A 20,305-nucleotide genomic window follows, 5' to 3' on the forward strand; every position below is an offset into this window, starting at 1 on the left:
GGTTTTAATGGTAACAAATGTTATTCTAAAGTACTTTGATTCAATTGAGAAAGCAAAGGGGGAAATGAAATGGATTTTATCAAAAGAACTTGGGCTGAAATTGATATGGATGCATTGGCGCATAATATCAAGAGTATTCAATCCAAGTTAGCTGCTGGAGAAAAGGTAATGGGTATTGTAAAAGCGGACGCTTATGGCCATGGTGATGGTTTTGTAGCACGTGCTTTGCAGGATGCAGGTTTTGATTGGTTTGGCGTTTCTAATATCGAAGAAGGCATGAGTTTGCGTAATGAAGGGATTGTAAAACCTATTTTAGTTTTAGGCTATACCCCGGTTGAAACTGTTAGTATTATGAATGAAAAAAAGATAACACAGGCTTTGGTTGGCATGGATTATGCAAAGGCTTTGCAAAAAGAAGCCGAAAAAGCCGGTGTAGTGGTTGACGTCCATGTGAAACTGGATACGGGCATGACCCGTGTTGGCTTCCAAGCGGATGAAGAGCACTTTGATGAGTCTTTGCAGGATTTGATTCAGGTAAGTAAAATGCCTAATCTTCATATCACAGGCATTTTTACCCACCATGCAGTTGCAGATGCTTATCAGGCGGACAACCCCAAATTTACAGAAATGCAGTTTACCCGCTTTAATAAAATGGTAAATGCGTTAAAAGATGCTGGTGTGGATGTTGGTATTCCTCATTGTGCAAACAGCGCAACCACCATTGCTTACCCCGAAAAACATTTAGGCATGTGCCGCTCCGGAATTATTACATACGGAATGCTCCCCTCAGGCGAGTGTGAAGGCATGATTGACATAAAACCATTAATGACATTGAAAACCACAATAGGCTTAGTAAAGCACGTAAAGGCCGGTTCACAGCTTTCTTACGGAAGGACTTATACAGCCGAAACAGATAGAGTTATTGCTACAGTTCCCATTGGTTACGCTGATGGCTACAATCGCTCCTTATCAAATAAAGCAAGAATGCTTGTTAACGGACACTTTGCACCTGTTGTAGGGCGTGTTTGTATGGATCAGCTGATGCTGGATGTAACAGGGATTCCTGATGTAAAGATGGGTGACGAAGTGGTTGTCTTTGGCCATCAGGGTGATCAAGTATTGCCTATTGAAGAATTGGCAGATATGTTAGGAACCATCAACTATGAGCTTACCTGTGTTGTCACAAAAAGAGTACCCCGTGTATTTGTTCAGGGTGGCAAGGTAATTGGCATTGTTGATCATGTGTTGCATCAATATAAATAAGTAATTTAAATAATACAATCTATATGCCTCTATGCTGAAATGAAATTCTGCTTAGAGGCTTTTTCATTTATAGACAATAAAAGAAAATTTTTTTTCATTACGTATGCTAGTGGTAAGAAATAAAAGAGAGGAATTATGAAAAACCGGTATAGACTTCTTTGAAAGATACAAAATTGAATATAAGCTTTATTTTATCAATATGCTTCATTCACGTTGATTTCCGAACAAAGGTACTGCCTAAAAATAGTTCATATTGAATTTGTAGAAAAAAGAGATATAATGATAATTATTAAAGATGGAATGGAAACAAAAGGAAATTATATCGGAAGAATTTAAAAACGGAGGGTGATTATATGGATTTGAAGGATATTATGCAAGAAAAAGTATTTGCAGTAGTTGGTGATACTTTAAATGAGGAAAAATACGCTTATAAAATTAAAAATGAACTGACAGAGCATGGCTACAAGGTTTACAGCGTAGGAAAAGAGCTGCCTTCAATCAATGATGTCCCCGATTCAATTGATGTCATTGATTTGTGTATTCATCCTTCTAAAGGTCTCAAGCTGTTGAAGGAATGCAATAAAGATTATAAATACATTTTGATTCAACCCGGTGCTGAAAGCCAAGAAATATTGGAATACTTGGATCAAACCCATACGCCATATTTAGAGGGGTGTGCTCTGGTCGGTGTTCGTTTGTACTGCAGAGAGAAATGAGACATGCCCTTTGCGGAAAGCAGGTAAATGATTTGTAAATTATTATGATACTCGTATTTTTAGGAAGCACTGGAGCATTTTTTATAATATGATTTTCAAATAACTTTAATGAGACCCCATAAATTATGAAAGCTCAAATTTTCTTTATAAAGAATTTTTTTAAAATAATCAAAGAAGACTTGTTATTTTTTCAGAATTCTTCTTTGTGACAAGGTTACAGAAAATTCTTTCAATAAAGATTATAATGAGTTCAAAGATTAGTTAGACAAATAACAAACGTTATTAAGGGGGATATTGATATGGCTAAAAAAACTCTTATTATAGGCGGTGTAGCCGGAGGTGCTACCACAGCAACAAGACTTCGCAGAAGAGATGATTCTATGGAAATTATCATGTTTGAGCGTGGTGATTATATTTCCTATGCAAACTGCGGATTGCCTTATTATATTGGTGGTGTAATCGAGTCAAGGGATGCACTTCTGGTAACAAAGCCCGAGGTAATGCGAGATAGATTTCATATTGATGTACGGGTATCCAGTGAGGTAACAAAAATCATTCCTGAAGAGAAAAAGATTGAAGTAACCAATAAAAAAACCGGAGAGGTATATGTAGAAACCTATGACAATTTGGTTTTGGCCACAGGATCTTCACCAATTAAGCCTCCAATTCCAGGAATCAATGCGGATAATATTTTTACCTTATGGACAGTGCCTGATACTGACCGGATTAAAGCATACCTGACAGAGAAAAAACCTAGAAGTGCGGCAGTCATCGGTGGCGGGTTTATTGGTTTAGAGATGGCGGAAAACCTTCATGCAGAGGGCTTAGAGGTTTCTGTGATTGAAATGCAAAGTCAAGTTATGGCTCCTGTTGATCCTGAGATGGCAAATCTGGTTCATGAAAATATGATAATGAATGGTGTAAACTTGATCTTGGGAGATGGTGTCAAGGAATTCCATCATAAGGGAAATACAATTCAAATTGAGCTAACCAGTGGCAACACTGTGGAAACAGATTTGGTCATTTTATCTATTGGCGTTCGCCCCAATAATGAACTGGCAAAACAGGCTGGTCTTGCTTTGAATCAAAAAGGCGGCGTTCTGGTTGATGATTATTTGCAAACCTCTATTCCTGATATTTATGCCGTAGGTGACGTGATTGAGGTTACTCACTATGTAACAAAAGACAAAACAATGATTCCTTTGGCAGGTCCCGCAAACAAACAGGCAAGAATTCTGGCGGACAACATTGTTGGAGATAAGAAAAAATATAATGGAACCTTAGGAACTGCAGTTGCAAAAGTATTTGATTTAGATGTTGCAAGTGTAGGTCTCAATGAAAAGCAATTAAAGGCCATGGGAAAGGTGAAGAATCAGGATTATTTTGTGGCTTTGATTAATCAGAAGTCCCATGCAGGGTATTATCCCGGGGCAACACCCCTAACCCTAAAAATGCTTTTTAATGGAGAGGGAAAAATCCTTGGTGGGCAGATTGTTGGGCAGGATGGTGTAGATAAACGAATTGATACCCTTGCTACAACTATGAGATTGGACGGAACCGTTTATCAATTAGAGGAATTGGAACTTGCTTATGCACCTCCGTTCTCCTCTGCAAAGGATCCTGTAAATATGCTGGGATATGTGGCAGAAAATATTTTGCGGGGACAGGTGAAATTTATTGACTGGAATGAATTAGATACGCTTTTGGCAGATGAAAACCAAAAGAATGATTACACAGTGCTGGACGTGACAGAAGAAATGGAGCGAATGGTTTTTTCTATCCCAGGCTCTATTCATATTCCTTCAGGACAGATTCATGCAAGGTGGAGTGAATTGGACAAAAATAAAAGGATTATTTTATATTGTACCATTGGTGTTCGTTCCTATAATGCGGCTAGGGTCTTGATTCAAAAGGGATTTCAGGATGTTTCGGTTTTATCATGTGGAACCAGCTTCTATAAATCCATGCACTATGAAAAAAGCAAAGTTCAGTTAAAGGCGGCGGAAAAAAAAACAGTAGAACCAATGCCGATTTCTGATAAAGAGATGAAAGTGCTCAATTGCTGTGGTTTGCAATGCCCGGGGCCCATTATGAAGGTGCACGAAACAATTTCAGGCATGAAGGAGAATGAATTGCTAAAAGTATCTGCTACGGATATGGGCTTTGCCGCAGATATTGATTCTTGGTGTCGTAGAACAGGCAATACTTTGGTAAAAACAGAAAGACAGAATAAGGAAAATATAGTTTATATCAAAAAAGGAACAGAAAAAGTGGCTGTGCAAAAGGAAAATCAAATGATTGAAACCCCTCAAGGAAAAACCATTATTGTTTTCAGTGGTGACCTTGATAAGGTGCTTGCTTCCTTTATTATTGCCAATGGTGCAGCCTCTATGGGCAGACCTGTAACCATGTTCTTTACCTTCTGGGGATTGAATGCTCTGAGAAAGTCTAATGGGCCAGCTGTAAAGAAGCCTTTTATGGATAGAATGTTTGGAGCTATGATGCCAAAGGGAAGCAAAAAGTTAAAGCTTTCTAAGATGAATATGGCAGGCATGGGAACAGCCATGATGAAAAAGGTAATGAATGACAAAAATGTGGATTCCTTGGAAACCTTAATGCAGCATGGGCTGAAAAATGGAATTCGTTTGGTTGCTTGCACCATGTCCATGGACATTATGGGAATTACAAAAGATGAACTCATTGACGGAGTGGAGTTTGCAGGGGTAGCATCTTATCTTGGAGATGCGGAAGAGTCAAATGTAAATTTATTTATCTAAAAGAGATGAGATTTATATAATTAAATAAGAAACGACTATCTGTTTGAAAAGAAGCAGGTAGTCGTTTTTTTAAAAAGAAATAAGAAATTTTTCAACTAAAATTTTTGAAACTATTTATAAAAGACCATGAAAATACATGGGAAATTACATAAGATGACTATTCCCTTGGATGACGGTGTGCTATAATTGATTAAATCTAAAAAAATGTCAAATTAATGGTGGGGAAGACTGCTGTATTCTGTTTTTAAATGGGTGTTACGATCAAAAATGAGCAGTGATTGCTTTTTGCAAGCTGCATAATAGAAAAAGCAAGTATTCCAGGACATAGATGGTTAGAACTTAAATAGCAATGAAAGCTTTGCAGGATTTATAAAAGGAGAATAAATAGATATGAAGATTTCGAAAAAAGATGCTTTGATGTGGTTTGAATTTTTTTCTGCCTTGCCAGAAGAGGAGGAGTTTTTGACAAAACAACAAGAACTTATTTATGCTGTTTTTGCACAAATTGAAGCCGCAATTGATGATAGAAATGAAAAACTCATGGCAGAAATAAAAAATTTGAAAACATTAAATCATCGAACCCTGTATGTGGGCAATGACACAAAATTTCCTAAGGGATGCTGTTCTTGCTTGATGGGCACCGGGCTAAGTGCCATCAGAAAAACCAATAAATGTAATGTAGAATGCAAGTTCTGCTACAACTATGGAGAGCTTGATGATATAGCACCCATTGGTGAGGGTCTTTGGGAAATTGGCGGCACAAAATATTATGAAAAGGATATTGATTTACTGCTGTCTATTCAAGAAAAACCAACAGGGATTTCCTATGTTTATTTAGAACCATTTATGGAAATTGAGAAGTATTATTCTATAATAGAAAAATTCCGTAATGCCGAAATCCATCAGCACTTATATACAAACGGTATTTTGGCCACAGAGGAAACCTTGAAGGCCCTTGGAGATGCGGGCCTTGATGAAATCCGCTTTAATTTAGGTGCATCTAACTGTTCAGATAAAGTCATTCAAAATATTGGAATCGCAAAAAAATACATTAAGCGTGTGGGAATTGAAACACCTATGACACCTGAGCTTTTTGAAGCTTTCTTCAAGAAAAAACAAGCAATTTTAGATACGAAATTAGACTTTATTAATTGTGCGGAGTTACATTTAAATGGAAACAATATTGATAATTATGCCGGTGAAAATATGTATATATCTCGACACGGGTATATTTCTCCCATTTGGAGCAGGGAATTGACCTTAAAACTCATGAAAATTGCCGATGATGAAAATTGGGATTTGGCTGTACATGACTGCTCTAATCAAACGAAGTTTATTCGTGGAATGAATTTAGGAGGAAAAGAAGGCGGATGGTTCGGTTCTAACAACTATGCCTGCGAATTCACCAAAATACCATGCGAAGTTTTTCTGCCCATATTAAGGGACGAATCCTTTCAGTTTTTGACAGAAGAGGAGTTGCCAAATGGTTATAAACCTGGAGAGATGATGTTTTAGGCTTGTTTTTCAGATATGAAGCATATCCACATAAAAATATTTGGCTGTATGGTTTACAATAAAATTATTTATGAAAATAGTATAAACCACTATGCGCACAAAAAAGAATAGGCTATAATAGAAATATACAAAAAAAGGTAAACTTGTAAAAAAGAAAGGGGAGAGTCTAAAAAACTTGAAAACTATCAATTTTGTGGGTTGAGGAAATGTTTACTGATTTTTAAGCGGGATAAGGGTAGGTGCATAATGAAAGATATAAAAATAGTTGTAGTTGACGATTCTCTTTTTTCGGTGGCGATGATAAGCAATATCCTTCAAGAGAAGGGATTTGAAGTCATCGGAAGCGCAAATTCTATGAAAGAGGCGGTAGAAGTTGTTTCTGCTTTAAAGCCTGATCTTGTAACAATGGATATGACAATGCCCGATGCAGATGGCCTTGAGTGCACAAAAGCCCTTCGAAAAATTGATCCGGATTTAAAGGTAGTAGTTATCAGCTCTATGATGGACGAAGAAATTCTGAGAAAAGCAAAGAAAGAAAAGGTATCCGGATATGTTCAAAAACCTGTTGATGGGGACGAGCTTTCTTTATTGATTCGTCGTATTATGGCGGATGAAGAACTGTTTGCAGAGCTGGAACAGTTATATTTTACTGCATTTAAAGAGGCTTTGACAGATACCTTTAATAAATTTTTTAAGGCTGTTCCTACCTATAAAGAAGCAAGAACCTGTAATGATGAATATACATCAAGAGGGGTTTCTGTGGTTATGGGGGTAATCGGTAAGTACTCTGGCAGAATGATTTTGGATATGTCTTTTGATTCTGCTAGAAAAGCAGCCTCCAGTGTACTTAAAAAAGAAGAATTATCAGAAGAGTATGTGATTAATGTTTTGGGTGAAATGGCTAACATTATAGCTGGAAATGCATGCTCTATGTTAAATAAAAATAATGAAATTTTTGGATTGCGTGTTGCTCCACCTACTGTGGTACATGGTGAGTCTATTACCATTTCTAAATTGAAGTTGGATACTGTCACCTCAGTAGAAGCAGATACCCTTTTTGGAGAAATTTATATGAGTGTAGGTTTTAATAGGAGCGAATGTAATGAATGAAGAGATTGTAAGTGCATTTAAAGATGCAGTATTTAATGTGGTCCCCATGCTAGGGATTAATGATGTGAAATTTATTGGGGAAGAAAATCATAACAAACAGATTGAATCCAGTGGTGTTATTTGTATTATAGGCATTATTGGAGATTTGACGGGAAATGTGTTTTTATCAATGGAAGAGGAATGTGCAAAAAAAATTGCTTCTTATATGATGTTTGGCATGGAGGTTGTGGAGTTTGATGAGCTTGCCCAAAGTGCAATATCTGAATTGAGCAATATGCTTGCTGCAAATGCGAGTATTTCCCTTTCTGAAAAGGGAAAGAGAACGGACATTTCTACACCAACATTGATGACAGGTGAGTTTACAGTGATCTCCAGCTTGCCGGATGTGATAAGCTTAAGCATGAAAATAGAGGATATGCCATTTAATGTGTATTTATCTATTAAAGAAAAATAAAAAAAAATGTGGTAAAAATTTGTTGATATGATAAACAAGGGCAGCTTTAATTTAGATAATACATATTGATTCTATATGAAAATAAATAGTCATCAAGACCTTTCATGGTTTTGGCGGCTATTTTTTTATTTTTTGCGATAAGTTTTTTCTTCTATCAATCAACTGCTTGGGGTATTTCAAATGAAAAGCAATCAAAAGGCTTTAGGGGAAGGATAGACCACCAGATATGCAGATGTTTCCGATTTTGATATCCATGAATAAAGGGATTACTTTGATTTATGTGACACACCAATGCGTTCATCCCATTGAGAATATATAAATTTGTCTGTTTTATTTTATCTTTAAGTAAGCAGATTATGGTTGCATTTCCTTTACATTAAAGCATAATAGAGCAACTGCAAACAACGCTTCCACAAAAAATATGATATTTTATACCTAATTTTTCAAATATTTTTATTTCTGTTGTTAAAACAACATATTTGTTGTTTACACCATGATATACTGAGTTCAACAAATGAAGCAAACAACATTATAAAGATGATTTCCGGAAAGGGGAGTTTCTTATGAAGTATTTTGTAAATGACAGTTGTATCGGGTGCGGATTATGTGCAATGGCTTGTCCTGAAGTATTTGAAATGAATGATGCAGGCATAGCTATTGCCTCTGAAGGAGAAGTGCCAGCGGAGGTGTTAGAGTCAGCAGCGCAGGCTCAGGGTGGTTGCCCTGTGGGTGCCATTGAAAATGCAGACTAAGGAGGCGATTGCATGAGCTACATTAAAAATATGGAACACGAAAAAGCCTTATTGTTAGCCAATGAAGTAACAATTCAGAAGGGGCAAGTAGTGAGTAAAACGTTAGCCCAGAATCCCCATGTCAGCGTTACTCTTTTTGCTTTTGATAAGGGGGAAGAAATCAGCTCTCATGATTCCAGCGGCGATGCAATGGTTTTTGTTCTGGAAGGGACAGGACAGTTCACGGTGGATGGCAGCGAATATGTTTTGAACCCGGGTGAATCCCTAATCATGCCTGCAAAAAAACCTCATGCAGTTTTTGCAAAAGAAGCATTCAAAATGTTGCTTACCGTTGTTTTCCCATCTGCAGTCTGATGAGAAGCAAATAAAAATATAAAAAATAAAAACTATAAAAATTTTGGAGGAATAACCATGGAAAATAAAATGTTTTGTTATCAGTGTCAGGAAACAGCAGGATGCACAGGATGTACACAAGTAGGCGTATGCGGTAAAAAGCCAGATGTTGCAGCAATGCAAGATTTATTGATATATGTTACCAAGGGCATATCTGCTGTTACAACCGCATTACGTGCTGAAGGTACTGAGGTTTCCAAAGCGATCAATCACTTAATAACTTTAAATCTTTTTACAACAATCACAAACGCAAACTTTGATAAAGAAGCTATCGTAGCTCGCATTCGTGCCACTTTGGATACAAAGAAGGCATTGCTTGCCCAAGTGAAAAATAAAGAAGCTTTGCCCGAAGCGGCACTTTGGGATGAGGAAGAAGCTGCCTTTGATGCCAAAGCCGCTGTAGTAGGCGTACTTTCCACAGAAAATGAAGATGTTCGTTCTTTACGGGAACTGATTACCTATGGTTTAAAAGGTCTTTCTGCATACTCAAAGCATGCGAATGTTTTGCTTCAAGAGGATGGCGAAGTGGATGCATTTTTACAGCGTGCCCTGTCTGCCACATTAGATGACAGTCTTTCCGCTGACGAATTGGTTGCGCTGACACTAGAAACAGGTAAGTACGGCGTTTCTGGTATGGCATTGCTGGATAAAGCGAATACTGATGCATATGGCAATCCTGAAATTACAAAAGTAAATATTGGTGTTGGTACTCGCCCAGGTATTTTGGTTTCCGGTCATGACTTATTGGATTTGGAAATGTTGCTGAAGCAAACACAAGGAACCGGTGTTGATGTGTATACCCACTCTGAAATGCTGCCTGCACACTACTATCCAGCATTCAAAAAGTATCCTAATTTTGTGGGTAACTACGGAAATGCATGGTGGAAACAGAAAGAAGAATTTGAATCCTTCAATGGACCTATTCTTATGACAACCAACTGTATTGTACCTCCAAAGGATAGCTATAAAGAGCACCTGTATACAACCGGTGCGGCTGGTTACCCCGGATGCAAGCATATTTCCGGTGCCATTGGGGAGGAAAAGGACTTTTCTGCAATTATTGAGCATGCAAAACAGTGTGCATCTCCTGTAGAAATTGAAACAGGAGAAATCATCGGCGGCTTCGCCCACAATCAAGTTTTGGCCCTTGCTGACCAAGTGGTTGGTGCAGTAAAATCAGGTGCTATTAAGAAATTTGTTGTTATGGCAGGTTGCGATGGTCGTGCAAAGAGCCGTAATTATTATACTGATTTCGCGAAAGCTTTACCAAAGGATGCAGTGATTCTCACCGCAGGTTGCGCGAAATATAAATATAACAAATTGGAATTGGGTGATATTGGTGGTATTCCAAGGGTATTGGATGCAGGACAGTGCAACGATTCTTACTCTTTGGCAGTTATTGCATTAAAACTGAAAGAAGTATTCGGCCTTGATGATATAAACGATTTGCCTATCGTTTATAATATTGCTTGGTACGAGCAAAAAGCAGTTATCGTACTTCTGGCTTTGTTACACTTGGGCGTAAAGAATATTCATTTAGGACCAACACTTCCTGCTTTCCTCAGCCCTAATGTGGCAAAGGTACTTGTAGAAAACTTTGGCATTGCAGGCATTGGTACAGTTGAAGATGACTTAAAGCTGTTCTTTGGTGATGAAATTGAAAGCCCTGCAGTTACAGGTGACATGATTATGGGAGATATTTTACGCAAATACCCTGAAACTGCCCCTGCATTGATGGAGTGTGGTATGCATTGTCTGGGTTGCCCTTCTTCTCAGATGGAGTCTTTGGCAGATGCATGTATGGTTCATGGTTTAAATGTTGAAGATGTATTAAAATCTGTTAACGATAAAATAAACGGGTAATACTAAGATGAAGGTCATGGGACACTTGTTGTTCCATGACCAAATTTTCAGAAAGGAATGAACATATGAGTGCATTTTTAGGACCAATTCATTACTGGCTTTATCGTAAAATTCAGCTGCAGGAGAGCTTAACACAATCAATGACTTCGGTTCTTTCTGAGGAAAAACGTATTCACTTGGAAAAGAATTTGGATGCTGTATGTGGTGTTGTGGAGCGCAGACCTTTAGAAGAGGTAATAGATAATGGCAACATCCATGGTTGGTTACAAGGTCAGATTGCCATCGCAGAAAAGCGTTTTGCTGCCGCAGTCACAAAAATCCTGAAAGAGGATTCTTCTAAAATTGAAAATCTCAAACAAGCGGCATACCAAATGGGGCAGAAAGATCCTTTGCCAAATTCTAATGATGCTCAAGGTATCTATCGTGGGCTGAATGATGTTTTGTTGGAAGGAATGCCTTGCGACCATGTAAATCAAATCTTGGAGCAAAGTGATCAGCGTGTTTTGTGGAACCAAACGGTGGATCTGCATTTGCCATTTTGGGATGAAGCAGGGGGAGATATCGAACACTACTATCTTTTACGAAATGCTTTTATTTCAGGTAGTCTTTCAGATCAACCCTTCAAATTTCAACAACTAGGTAAGGAGTTTCTCATTCAGGAGGTGTAATAAAATGGATTCAATTGAATTAATGGTGAAAGAACACGAAAATATTCTTGGACTTGTAGCGGTAATTCGCAATGCATGTTGCGGTGTGTTAGAGGGTGCTCCTGTGGAAGTGGACGATTTTAGAGACATGATTACCTTTGCAAGAACCTATGCAGATAAGCATCATCATGGAAAAGAGGAACAAATTTTATTTCGAGAGATGATGGAACGACTGGGGCCTGCTGCTGTAAAGCTGATTCAACATGGTATGTATGTTGAGCATGATATGGGGCGTTTTCATTTAGGGGAGCTGGAAAGTGCATTAGCCCGCTATGAAGCTGAGAAAAAAACAATTGATAAGTTGGAGATTTTGGTAAACGCTGCTGCATGGGCGGATTTATTACAGCGTCATATTGATAAAGAAAATAATGTTGTTTATACTTTTGCCCGCCGCAGTTTGGCGGAGGATGTTTTGCAGAGTATAAACAGTGAGGTGGAGCAATTCGAAGGACAGGCGGTAAAAGACAGTGTTCAGGAAACTGCTTTGAGACTTCTGAAAAAGCTTACGGATAAATATAGTTAAGGATGCAAAGCAATGTGTAGTAATCGGTCAGGAGGCATGAAATCCTTTGGTTTAAAAGGTTTTCATTGTATCATATTTTAAAGATAACTTTTGTAATTTCACGGACGTAACATAAGATATAAATGAATGGAGGTGGGAAAATGGATACTTTGTTTTTGTCAAATACAAATTTATTTCGGGGTACCACCCCAGAGGAAATTGCATCTATGCTGGATTGCCTAATGGCAGAAGAAAAATCATACAAAAAGGAGGAAGTGATTTATCGTGCAGGAGATGTGATTCATAAAATTGGAATGGTAATGACGGGAAGTGTTTCCATTGAGAATGATGATATCTGGGGAAATAAGAGTATATTAGATAAAATCGGGCCAGGTCAAGTTTTTGCCGAAACCTATGCCTGCGCTCCGGGTGAACCTCTCATGGTTAGTGTGGTGGCGGCAGAAAATACATTGGTCTTATTTTTGGATGTAACAAAGACTTTGCAGCCGTGCTCCTCTGCCTGCGGGCATCATGGAAAGCTCATTCGTAACTTACTGACAATCTCCGCACAGAAAAATTTAATCCTTTCCCGCCGCATTTTTCATACTTCAGCCAAATCCATTCGAGGACGGTTGCTTTCTTTTCTATCTTTTCAAGCCACCCGAGAAGGAAACCGTGAATTTGATATTCCCTTTAACCGACAGCAATTGGCCGATTATTTGAGCGTAGATCGCAGTGCTCTTTCCAATGAACTAAGTAAAATGCAACAGGAAGGCTTGATAATAGTGCATAAAAATCACTTTTGTATCAAATCTGACCTAGAATGATATTTTTGGATATATAAATAAAACAGCCTGTTTCTCTTGTAGGATATGAGAATGGAAAGCGGTGAGAGCAGACTTTATTATTGTTCTTACCGTTTTTATTTCCCATTTCTATTGCATTTTATTGCTTTTTTGGGTGATGTCACAATAAAAATGGATGTAAATTGGTTCTCTGAAAACTGCCGTGTTCTAAATAAAAAAGGAGGAAAAATTATGTATTATGCAATTACTGAAAAGATTACCGTTCTTGGTAAGGTCATTCAAAAACCAAATTTGAGCTTTTCTTTTTTGTCATACCTCTTGCAAGGAGAAAAGAATGTGTTAATTGATACAGTTCCTGAAAAGGCAGGGGAGATGTTTCTAACTGAGCTAAAAGAGCTAATTTCCATTAGCCAGTTGGATGCCATTATTTTAAATCATTCTGAAGAGGATCATAGTGGAGCATTGGGTCTATTGCTAGCCGAAAAAGAGGATATTCCCATTTACTGTACAGCGGCATGCAAACAGCGACTGATTTCCCGTTATCCAAATGGAAATTTCGTAGAGGTTGCCAATTTGTCTAGGCTGGAAATCGGATCATTCCAATTTCAATTTACCCATACCCCGGGATTGCATTGGGATGACAATATGGTTACTTATTTTGAAAATGAGAAAATCTTGTTTTCCAATGATTTGTTTGGACAGTATTTGGGGTGTCAGCCATCCCTTGATAAAGACTATTCTGTTGAGGAAGTTTTACAGGGAGCTAAATCATATTTTGACAAAGTGTTTGCGCCAGCTTCCGCTGAGGAAAAGCAGGTAGTTCTGGCATTGAAAGATTTGGATTTTAAATATATCGCTCCTGGGCATGGTGTGGTTCTTAAAGATAAGCTTGGGGATGTTTTGGCACTTTATGAAAAGGAATGCGCAGGTTCCCCAGAGGTATGATGGCTGTGTATGAGACTGCCTTTTCAAGGGGAGTTAAAAAAATTGAGCCAAAGTAATTAGGCTAAAACGAAAGAAAACAAAAATATGAAAACACACCACCCCCTCATCTGAACTTATGTCGGTTGTTATTTCAGGCAAGTTCCAACATGATTGTAGTTCGTTTTAATACAGCTTATTCTCATAGACTTAACCAACAAGCTAATAAATCAGTATGCAAAAACCTCCTATGTCATTACTTTTGGGTCTGGCTAGACTTCAAAAGACATAGGAGGTTTTTGTGAGTAAAATTACAAATTTTTAATAAATCTGTTATGTATTGTATGAAGTAGTCATGCAGGCTTTTACCGAAGAGTATAAATTTCTCGTATTGAATAATCAAAAAAAATACACTATAATCAAATTAGAAAAAAATAGAAATAAATAATTATTATGAAAATTAAGATATTTATGAAGGTTTTTTATTTAATTTCACCATAATTTAGGAGGAATGACGAGGTTGATAGGTTGCAAAATGAATTGAACGAAGCTTAGGAAGTATAGGTAAAACCACTGTATTTTAACTGAGAACATGGTATTAGCGAATAAAGATACATAATTTATTTCCTCGAAATGGATGGAGGATTTCATGTGATAAAGTGGGGCATCTACTGGCAAGAAACGTTTTCAAATTTTATGGAAATCAATCAAGTACTGAACCAACTGGTATGGGGAGTTCCTATGATTATTATTTTAATGGGAACAGGAATATACTTTAGCTTTGGGTTAAAGTTTTTTCAACTCAGGTGGTTTCGCTATATAAATTGGCGTCAGGCAAAAAATCATTACAAAGAGATGAAATATGAAAAGGATGGTAATTCTATTTCAGAAATTCAAGCTTTGTTGACTGCATTGGCTGCAACTATTGGAACAGGCAACATTATTGGTGTTGCAACAGCCATACAAGCAGGGGGACGAGGCGCTGTCTTTTGGATGTGGGTTTCGGCTTTTTTGGGAATGATTATTAAGTATGCTGAAAATGTTCTGGGTATTTATTATCGTTATCGCAATAGCAAAGGCGAATGGATGGGTGGACCCATGGTTTATATCGAACGTGGGATGAAACTGAAATCTTTGGCTACAATTTTTGCATGCTGTTGTTTTGTGGCGACCTTTGGGATCGGAAATATTGCTCAGATTAATGGAATCTCTACTTCTTTGGAGTCAACCTTTGGGATTGACCCTATGCTGACAGGAACTTGTGTGGCCATATTTACTGGAATTATTGTATTTGGGGGGTTAAAGCGTATTGTTTCCTTCTCAAGAAAATTGGTGCCTTTTATGGCAGGGTTTTACAGCATTAGTGCATTGATTATTATCTTATTCCATGTTGACAAAATTCCCGGTGTATTTATGGATATTTTTGAAGAAGCCTTCAGTCTTGGTTCTGTAGGGGGCGGCATAACGGGTTATATCGTTTCTAAATCCATTCGCTACGGAATGGCTCGTGGAATTTTTTCAAATGAAGCTGGACTTGGAACCTCCGTTATGATTCACACATTGTCTGAACAAAAGGAACCGGTTATACAAGGGATTTGGGGAGGATTTGAAGTTTTTATAGACACTATGATTATTTGTACCTTAACAGCATTGGCCATCTTAACTACTGATGCAGATAAGGTCATAGGTTTAACCGGTGTTAACATTACCTTTTATGCATTCCACACTGTTTTGGGTAAGGGTGGTGCTGCCATTGTGACCATTGCTGTTGTATTATTTGCCTTTACCACGCTGATTGGATGGTCAATCTACGGTATGCGGGCAGGGGAATACTTTGGTGGCTCCAGATATATCCTTGTATTTAAAATTTTATTTGTTGTGCTTATTTTTATCGGAGCAAATACAGATGCACAGTTTGTATGGGCTTTGGCAGATACTTGTAATGGACTGATGGCAGTGCCCAATGCCATTGCAATTGTAGCTCTTTCAGGAAAGGTATTTAAAATTACAGAGAATTTTTTGCAACGAGAAAAAGGAATTTCCGTTTTGCCTATGCGGAGCTATTTAGAAGAGCCAATAAAAAAATAAGTACATAAAAGGGAGGATTCCCATGAAACATATTTTTATCATCAATCAGGAATGCAAATCAATTATGAGTGGAAATGAAATCCGCAGCTATTTGATGAATAAAGAAAATTTTGAATATCTTGTATTTAACCGCAATTATGTTGGTCATGAAGCGGAATTGGTTTCCAAAATGTGCCGACTATTTCAAGAGGAAAATATCCGATTTTATTCTTGTGGTGATGCAACTACCTTGTTTCATGTTTTGCGAGGCATTGACTCTTTCCAAAATAAGGAGATCGCATTTTTCCATAATGGAGGCAAGTCAGAATTTTTAGAGAATTTCAAAGAAAAGCATCTTTTTACGGATTTAGATTCTTTAATAGAGGGACAGGTTGCCTATTTAGATTATGTACAGTTACAGGATGCCATTTGCTGTAACTCCCTTTCTGTGGGAGCCGATGTCCGTATGCAGTCAATAGTAGAAAAAATCAAAAAAACTATGTCACTCCATGATAACTTTGCTTATCACCTTGCTTTGTTTTTAGATACGCTGGTGGGTTTTAAACCGGAAGAATTACATATAACTGTCGATGGAAAAAATTATGATGGAAACTATCTTTTGGCGCATATTGCAAACGGAAAGTGCTATAATTCCATATTTTATCCCACCAAAGATCATACTCCTGTGGATGGAGAATTGGATATTCTCCTTTGGAAAGAATCTACAACCATGCGTTGGCTGGAAGGTTATAATTCGTATCGCATAGGGAATTTGGAAAATCTTTCAGATGTATTGATTCAACTGAAAGGAAGGAATTTTACAATCGCTTCTTCTGATGGTAGAAAATTGGTGTTTCAGTGTGATGGGGTTGAGCAATATTGTGACGAGATGTCTGGAATTTTGCAGCAGAGGGCCATACCTTTTGTGTTACCCAAAGGGGTTGGGGTAATTGGAAAGGAGGACGTAGATGGATAAATTGATTGATAGCAAAAATATTACGAAGGTCGCCTTTCGTTTTTATACATACTTTTGCCTATATTTGGCATTGAGATTCAAACAAATGAATCTCAGCGTGTATACTGCCACTTTTTTAATTGTTATGGTTTTAGTTGTCGGTGTACTTACCACTTCAAACCTGCTTTCAATGCAGCTGCAAGGCTGGATTATCACGTGCTCCTTGTTGGGGACACAGTTGATATTTTCCCTCTCCGAGTCCACGCCTTACCTTAGCTATGTTATGCTTCTGGTAACAGCCTGCATGATTTCGTTATTTCAATATCTAAAATATAACTATTTTATTCTGTTTTGTACGGTCTTGTTTTCTATATATTCTCTGCGGCAAGGGGTACAAGAGAAAATATTAATTATTACAGTAGCTTCTCTCATAGCTCATATTTTACTTATTTTAGTGATATCTTGGAACCAAAGGTTTCAAAAGCTAGCGTTTGACAGCATGCAGACCAGTGAAGATTTATTAAAGATTGTTGAAATAAAAATGGAAGAAACATCAGAGGCAAAAAAGCAAGCAGAAGTATCTGCCCAGGCAAAAGCAGATTTTTTAGCAAATGTTTCCCATGAAATACGCACGCCAATGAATGCAATTTGTGGTATGAGTGAAATTCTACTCTCTCGGGATTTGGATTGCTCCACAAGAGAATATGTAGAAATCATTAAAAGTGCCTCCAATAATCTATTGGGTATTATCAACGATATATTAGATTTTTCAAAAATTGAATCAGGAAAAATTGAAATTATAGAATCCGAATATATTCTCCTAGAAGCAGTGCAGGATGTCTTAAATATTGTCCAATATAAATTGGAAACAAAAGAAGTTTCTTTAAATTTGGAGATAAAAAAAGACATCCCAAAGGTGCTAATAGGGGATGCTATGCGGTTGCGTCAGATTTTAACAAACTTATTGAACAATGCTGCAAAATTTACTGATCATGGAGAAATCAAGTTGGTGCTTGACTGGACTCCCCTTGGGGAGAAAGAGGGTATTCTTTTGGTGGAAGTCATCGATACTGGGATTGGCATTCGGGAAGATGATGTTCAGAAATTATTTCATAGTTTTACCCAAGTAAACTCTAAACGAAACAGAGAATTAGAAGGAACGGGTCTTGGTTTAGCAATTTGTAAAAAGTTAGTCAATGCCATGCAAGGTAATGTGGGAGTAACGAGTGTTTATGGGGAGGGGAGTAATTTTTATTTTAGTATTCCTCAAGGCGTTGGAAAAGAACAATTGGACACGAAAAGAGGTGGAATCTTGACTTTCCTCTCGGAAACCTCTTTTTGTGCGCCTAAAGCAAGTATTTTAGTGGTAGATGACAATGTGGTAAATTTGAAGGTAATCTCTGCGCTTTTGGAAAGTTATCATATTGCTTGTGTAACGGCTACCAGTGGTCAGCAGGCATTGAAGCTTTTAGAAGATGGATATTTGTTTGATATTATTTTTATGGATCATATGATGCCGGGCATGGATGGCATAGAAACAACAACTTTCATCCGTTCCTCTGATAAAAGTTATCATAGTACTCCGATAGTGGCTTTAACTGCAAATACTGTGAATGATGCCAAAAAGATGTTTTTAGATAACGGAATGGATGATTTCTTAACGAAACCAATTGATCCCCATAGGTTGCGATCAGTTCTTGAGTACTGGCTTCCCAAGGATAAAATAGAATTTATTGAAGCACCTAAGAAGGAAAAGGCAATCCATGGGGCATCTGAGAACCTAAAGCAATACTTTAGTAACATTGAACAGTATGAATGGATGAAAGGTCTGGTTAATTGTCGTGGCGATGAGAAGATATTTATAAGTATAGTGGAGGCTTTTGCATGTGAAACTTCTCCTGCAGCAATTGAATCTGCCTATGCCAGCGCTGATTTTTCCCGTTATGTTATAGAAGTCCATGGTGTAAAAAGTTCAGCGGAAAGCATCGGTGCATCTGAACTATCAAACTTAGCGGCAAAATTGGAAATGGCGGGAAAACAAAATGATAGAGTATACGTGGAAAACCACCATAATATGTTTTTAGCCCGGTATAAAACCTTAATAGCCCAGTTGCAACAGGCATTAGTGCTATATAAACAGTCCTCCTTGTTACAAGAGAAAGAGAACATAACAACAGAAAAAGCAAAGATGATGATTACTTCTTTTCTAGAAGTTTGTGAAAATATGTCAATCAATGATGCAGATATTTTGGCACAAGAATGGAATGCCTGTCACTACTCTCAGAAAAAGGTAATGGAGCTGGTTGGAGAGGCCATTACTTATATTGCTGATTTTGAATTTGAAGAAGCCATAGTGCGATTAAAGTTAGCATATGCCCAAATAGAAAGAGAGGGAAAAAATGGAGAAGAAGAAAATTTTGGTTGTTGATGATGTTGTTACAAACTTAAAATATGTTGCCAAAACTTTAGAACAATCTTATGATGTTGTTTGTACAAAATCAGGGAGAAAAGCAATTGAATATTTGAAAGAAAAAACGGTGGATTTAATTCTTCTGGATATTATGATGCCTGAAATGGACGGATTTCAAGTGTTGAACAGCCTAAAAGACAACCCGAAAACTGCTTCTATTCCCATTATTTTGTTAACGGCTGAGCAAGACAAAGAATTGGAGTTAAAAGGGCTCTCTGTTGGTGCTCAAGATTTTATCTCAAAACCCTTTGTTCCAGAAATCATGATGGCTCGAATAGATCGTATTTTAGAACTTTTTACATTGAGAAAGTATTTGGAATTAGAATTAAAATCTAAAGAAGAACAGGTTAAACATATGGAGAATATCTCCAGTACAGATGAGCTCACAGGGCTTTGGAAGCGAGGTTATTTGCGTCAACAGGTGAATCTCTCCCTTGAAAAGGAGAGGGGGGGATGTCTGTTTATTCTTGATATTGATAATTTCAAGCAAATCAATGATTCTTTCGGGCATATTGCCGGAGACACTGTTTTAATCAATTTTTCTAGAAAACTACAGGAATGCCTATGCCTTGATGAGCAAGCGGCCAGACTTGGTGGGGATGAGTTTGTTATCTTTAAACATGGTGCCCATTCCTATGAAGAGATATGTCATAGAGCCACTGCCATTATGCAACAGCTCCATAAGGATGAAGCAGAAATAAATCCAGACGGAAGGTTTTCTGTCTCCATGGGGATTGCATTGGCAAGGGAGAATGAAGTGAATTTTGAGATGCTTTATAGTTGTGCGGATAAAGCTCTTTATTATATTAAACAAAATGGTAAAAACGCCTTTCATATTTTTGACATTTACTGAAAAAAATAATGAAGAGAGCCATACACAAATAAAGAATCAAAATAATGAAAAGAGAGAAGGTTGGAAAGAGTATTTAAGGGATGTGAACTTGAAAATGACATGTATTTACCACATGCTACGCATTTTAATTTAATATGTGATAATTAGTCATCCAACTTATGGTGAAAATAAAGTGTATAAC

The 20,305-nt window shown here is 37.5% G+C and carries 17 protein-coding genes; all 17 read left to right on the forward strand.

The window, feature by feature from the left end:
• Window positions 1-69: 69 nt before the first annotated feature.
• Entirely contained in the window at window positions 70-1,263 is a 1,194-nt protein-coding gene (alr, locus tag NE558_RS11920; RefSeq protein WP_256150322.1) for an alanine racemase, read from the forward strand.
• A gap of 353 nt (window positions 1,264-1,616) precedes the next feature.
• The gene (locus NE558_RS11925) at window positions 1,617-1,979 is read left to right on the forward strand and encodes a CoA-binding protein (RefSeq protein ID WP_256150323.1); all 363 of its coding nucleotides are present in this window, start codon (window positions 1,617-1,619) and stop codon (window positions 1,977-1,979) included.
• Window positions 1,980-2,278: 299 nt separating this feature from the next.
• Window positions 2,279-4,756: an FAD-dependent oxidoreductase gene (locus NE558_RS11930; protein ID WP_256150324.1), complete on the forward strand. Its 2,478-nt coding sequence runs from the start codon at window positions 2,279-2,281 to the stop codon at window positions 4,754-4,756.
• Between the two features lie 390 nt (window positions 4,757-5,146).
• Window positions 5,147-6,271 (forward strand): radical SAM protein, encoded by a 1,125-nt coding sequence (locus NE558_RS11935; protein WP_256150325.1) that lies wholly within the window; start codon window positions 5,147-5,149, stop codon window positions 6,269-6,271.
• Window positions 6,272-6,517: 246 nt separating this feature from the next.
• On the forward strand, window positions 6,518-7,381 hold the full coding sequence (locus NE558_RS11940; RefSeq protein ID WP_256150326.1) for a response regulator: 864 nt from the start codon (window positions 6,518-6,520) through the stop codon (window positions 7,379-7,381).
• Window positions 7,374-7,835 carry a chemotaxis protein CheX gene (locus NE558_RS11945; RefSeq protein WP_256150327.1) on the forward strand — a complete coding sequence of 154 codons (462 nt, stop codon included), beginning with the start codon at window positions 7,374-7,376 and terminating at the stop codon, window positions 7,833-7,835. The genes NE558_RS11940 and NE558_RS11945 overlap by 8 nt, the downstream gene beginning before the upstream one ends.
• Before the next feature lie 563 nt (window positions 7,836-8,398).
• Complete coding sequence (locus NE558_RS11950) at window positions 8,399-8,587, forward strand: ferredoxin (protein WP_256150328.1); 189 nt, start codon at window positions 8,399-8,401, stop codon at window positions 8,585-8,587.
• Window positions 8,588-8,599: 12 nt separating this feature from the next.
• Entirely contained in the window at window positions 8,600-8,941 is a 342-nt protein-coding gene (locus tag NE558_RS11955; RefSeq protein ID WP_256150330.1) for a cupin domain-containing protein, read from the forward strand.
• 57 nt (window positions 8,942-8,998) lie between these two features.
• Window positions 8,999-10,843 carry a hydroxylamine reductase gene (gene hcp, locus NE558_RS11960; protein ID WP_256150331.1) on the forward strand — a complete coding sequence of 615 codons (1,845 nt, stop codon included), beginning with the start codon at window positions 8,999-9,001 and terminating at the stop codon, window positions 10,841-10,843.
• A 65-nt stretch (window positions 10,844-10,908) separates the two neighbouring features.
• Entirely contained in the window at window positions 10,909-11,511 is a 603-nt protein-coding gene (locus tag NE558_RS11965) for a hypothetical protein (RefSeq protein ID WP_256150332.1), read from the forward strand.
• 4 nt (window positions 11,512-11,515) lie between these two features.
• A complete protein-coding gene (locus NE558_RS11970) occupies window positions 11,516-12,073 on the forward strand; it encodes a hemerythrin domain-containing protein (RefSeq protein ID WP_256150333.1) in 558 nt (185 codons plus the stop codon).
• 140 nt (window positions 12,074-12,213) lie between these two features.
• A complete protein-coding gene (locus NE558_RS11975) occupies window positions 12,214-12,879 on the forward strand; it encodes a Crp/Fnr family transcriptional regulator (RefSeq protein ID WP_256150335.1) in 666 nt (221 codons plus the stop codon).
• 210 nt (window positions 12,880-13,089) lie between these two features.
• Window positions 13,090-13,803, forward strand: a complete 714-nt coding sequence (locus tag NE558_RS11980; protein ID WP_256150337.1) for an FprA family A-type flavoprotein — start codon at window positions 13,090-13,092, stop codon at window positions 13,801-13,803.
• Window positions 13,804-14,430: 627 nt separating this feature from the next.
• Window positions 14,431-15,867 (forward strand): alanine/glycine:cation symporter family protein, encoded by a 1,437-nt coding sequence (locus NE558_RS11985; protein ID WP_256150339.1) that lies wholly within the window; start codon window positions 14,431-14,433, stop codon window positions 15,865-15,867.
• A 22-nt stretch (window positions 15,868-15,889) separates the two neighbouring features.
• Entirely contained in the window at window positions 15,890-16,822 is a 933-nt protein-coding gene (locus NE558_RS11990; protein ID WP_256150341.1) for a diacylglycerol/lipid kinase family protein, read from the forward strand.
• A complete protein-coding gene (locus NE558_RS11995) occupies window positions 16,815-19,229 on the forward strand; it encodes a hybrid sensor histidine kinase/response regulator (RefSeq protein WP_256150342.1) in 2,415 nt (804 codons plus the stop codon). The genes NE558_RS11990 and NE558_RS11995 overlap by 8 nt, the downstream gene beginning before the upstream one ends.
• A complete protein-coding gene (locus NE558_RS12000; RefSeq protein WP_256150344.1) occupies window positions 19,201-20,124 on the forward strand; it encodes a diguanylate cyclase in 924 nt (307 codons plus the stop codon). Before NE558_RS11995 ends, NE558_RS12000 begins: the two co-directional genes overlap by 29 nt.
• Window positions 20,125-20,305 lie beyond the last annotated feature (181 nt).

The organism is Anaerotignum propionicum, assembly GCF_024461735.1.
Taxonomy (GTDB): domain Bacteria; phylum Bacillota; class Clostridia; order Lachnospirales; family Anaerotignaceae; genus Chakrabartyella.

What these genes read in the sequence shown, in the direction of transcription:
- alr (WP_256150322.1), top strand. Translation starts at nt 70, where the DNA reads ATGGATTTTATCAAAAGAACTTGGGCTGAAATTGATATGGATGCATTG.
- NE558_RS11925 (WP_256150323.1), top strand. Translation starts at nt 1,617, where the DNA reads ATGGATTTGAAGGATATTATGCAAGAAAAAGTATTTGCAGTAGTTGGT.
- NE558_RS11930 (WP_256150324.1), top strand. Translation starts at nt 2,279, where the DNA reads ATGGCTAAAAAAACTCTTATTATAGGCGGTGTAGCCGGAGGTGCTACC.
- NE558_RS11935 (WP_256150325.1), top strand. Translation starts at nt 5,147, where the DNA reads ATGAAGATTTCGAAAAAAGATGCTTTGATGTGGTTTGAATTTTTTTCT.
- NE558_RS11940 (WP_256150326.1), top strand. Translation starts at nt 6,518, where the DNA reads ATGAAAGATATAAAAATAGTTGTAGTTGACGATTCTCTTTTTTCGGTG.
- NE558_RS11945 (WP_256150327.1), top strand. Translation starts at nt 7,374, where the DNA reads ATGAATGAAGAGATTGTAAGTGCATTTAAAGATGCAGTATTTAATGTG.
- NE558_RS11950 (WP_256150328.1), top strand. Translation starts at nt 8,399, where the DNA reads ATGAAGTATTTTGTAAATGACAGTTGTATCGGGTGCGGATTATGTGCA.
- NE558_RS11955 (WP_256150330.1), top strand. Translation starts at nt 8,600, where the DNA reads ATGAGCTACATTAAAAATATGGAACACGAAAAAGCCTTATTGTTAGCC.
- hcp (WP_256150331.1), top strand. Translation starts at nt 8,999, where the DNA reads ATGGAAAATAAAATGTTTTGTTATCAGTGTCAGGAAACAGCAGGATGC.
- NE558_RS11965 (WP_256150332.1), top strand. Translation starts at nt 10,909, where the DNA reads ATGAGTGCATTTTTAGGACCAATTCATTACTGGCTTTATCGTAAAATT.
- NE558_RS11970 (WP_256150333.1), top strand. Translation starts at nt 11,516, where the DNA reads ATGGATTCAATTGAATTAATGGTGAAAGAACACGAAAATATTCTTGGA.
- NE558_RS11975 (WP_256150335.1), top strand. Translation starts at nt 12,214, where the DNA reads ATGGATACTTTGTTTTTGTCAAATACAAATTTATTTCGGGGTACCACC.
- NE558_RS11980 (WP_256150337.1), top strand. Translation starts at nt 13,090, where the DNA reads ATGTATTATGCAATTACTGAAAAGATTACCGTTCTTGGTAAGGTCATT.
- NE558_RS11990 (WP_256150341.1), top strand. Translation starts at nt 15,890, where the DNA reads ATGAAACATATTTTTATCATCAATCAGGAATGCAAATCAATTATGAGT.
- NE558_RS11995 (WP_256150342.1), top strand. Translation starts at nt 16,815, where the DNA reads ATGGATAAATTGATTGATAGCAAAAATATTACGAAGGTCGCCTTTCGT.
- NE558_RS12000 (WP_256150344.1), top strand. Translation starts at nt 19,201, where the DNA reads ATGGAGAAGAAGAAAATTTTGGTTGTTGATGATGTTGTTACAAACTTA.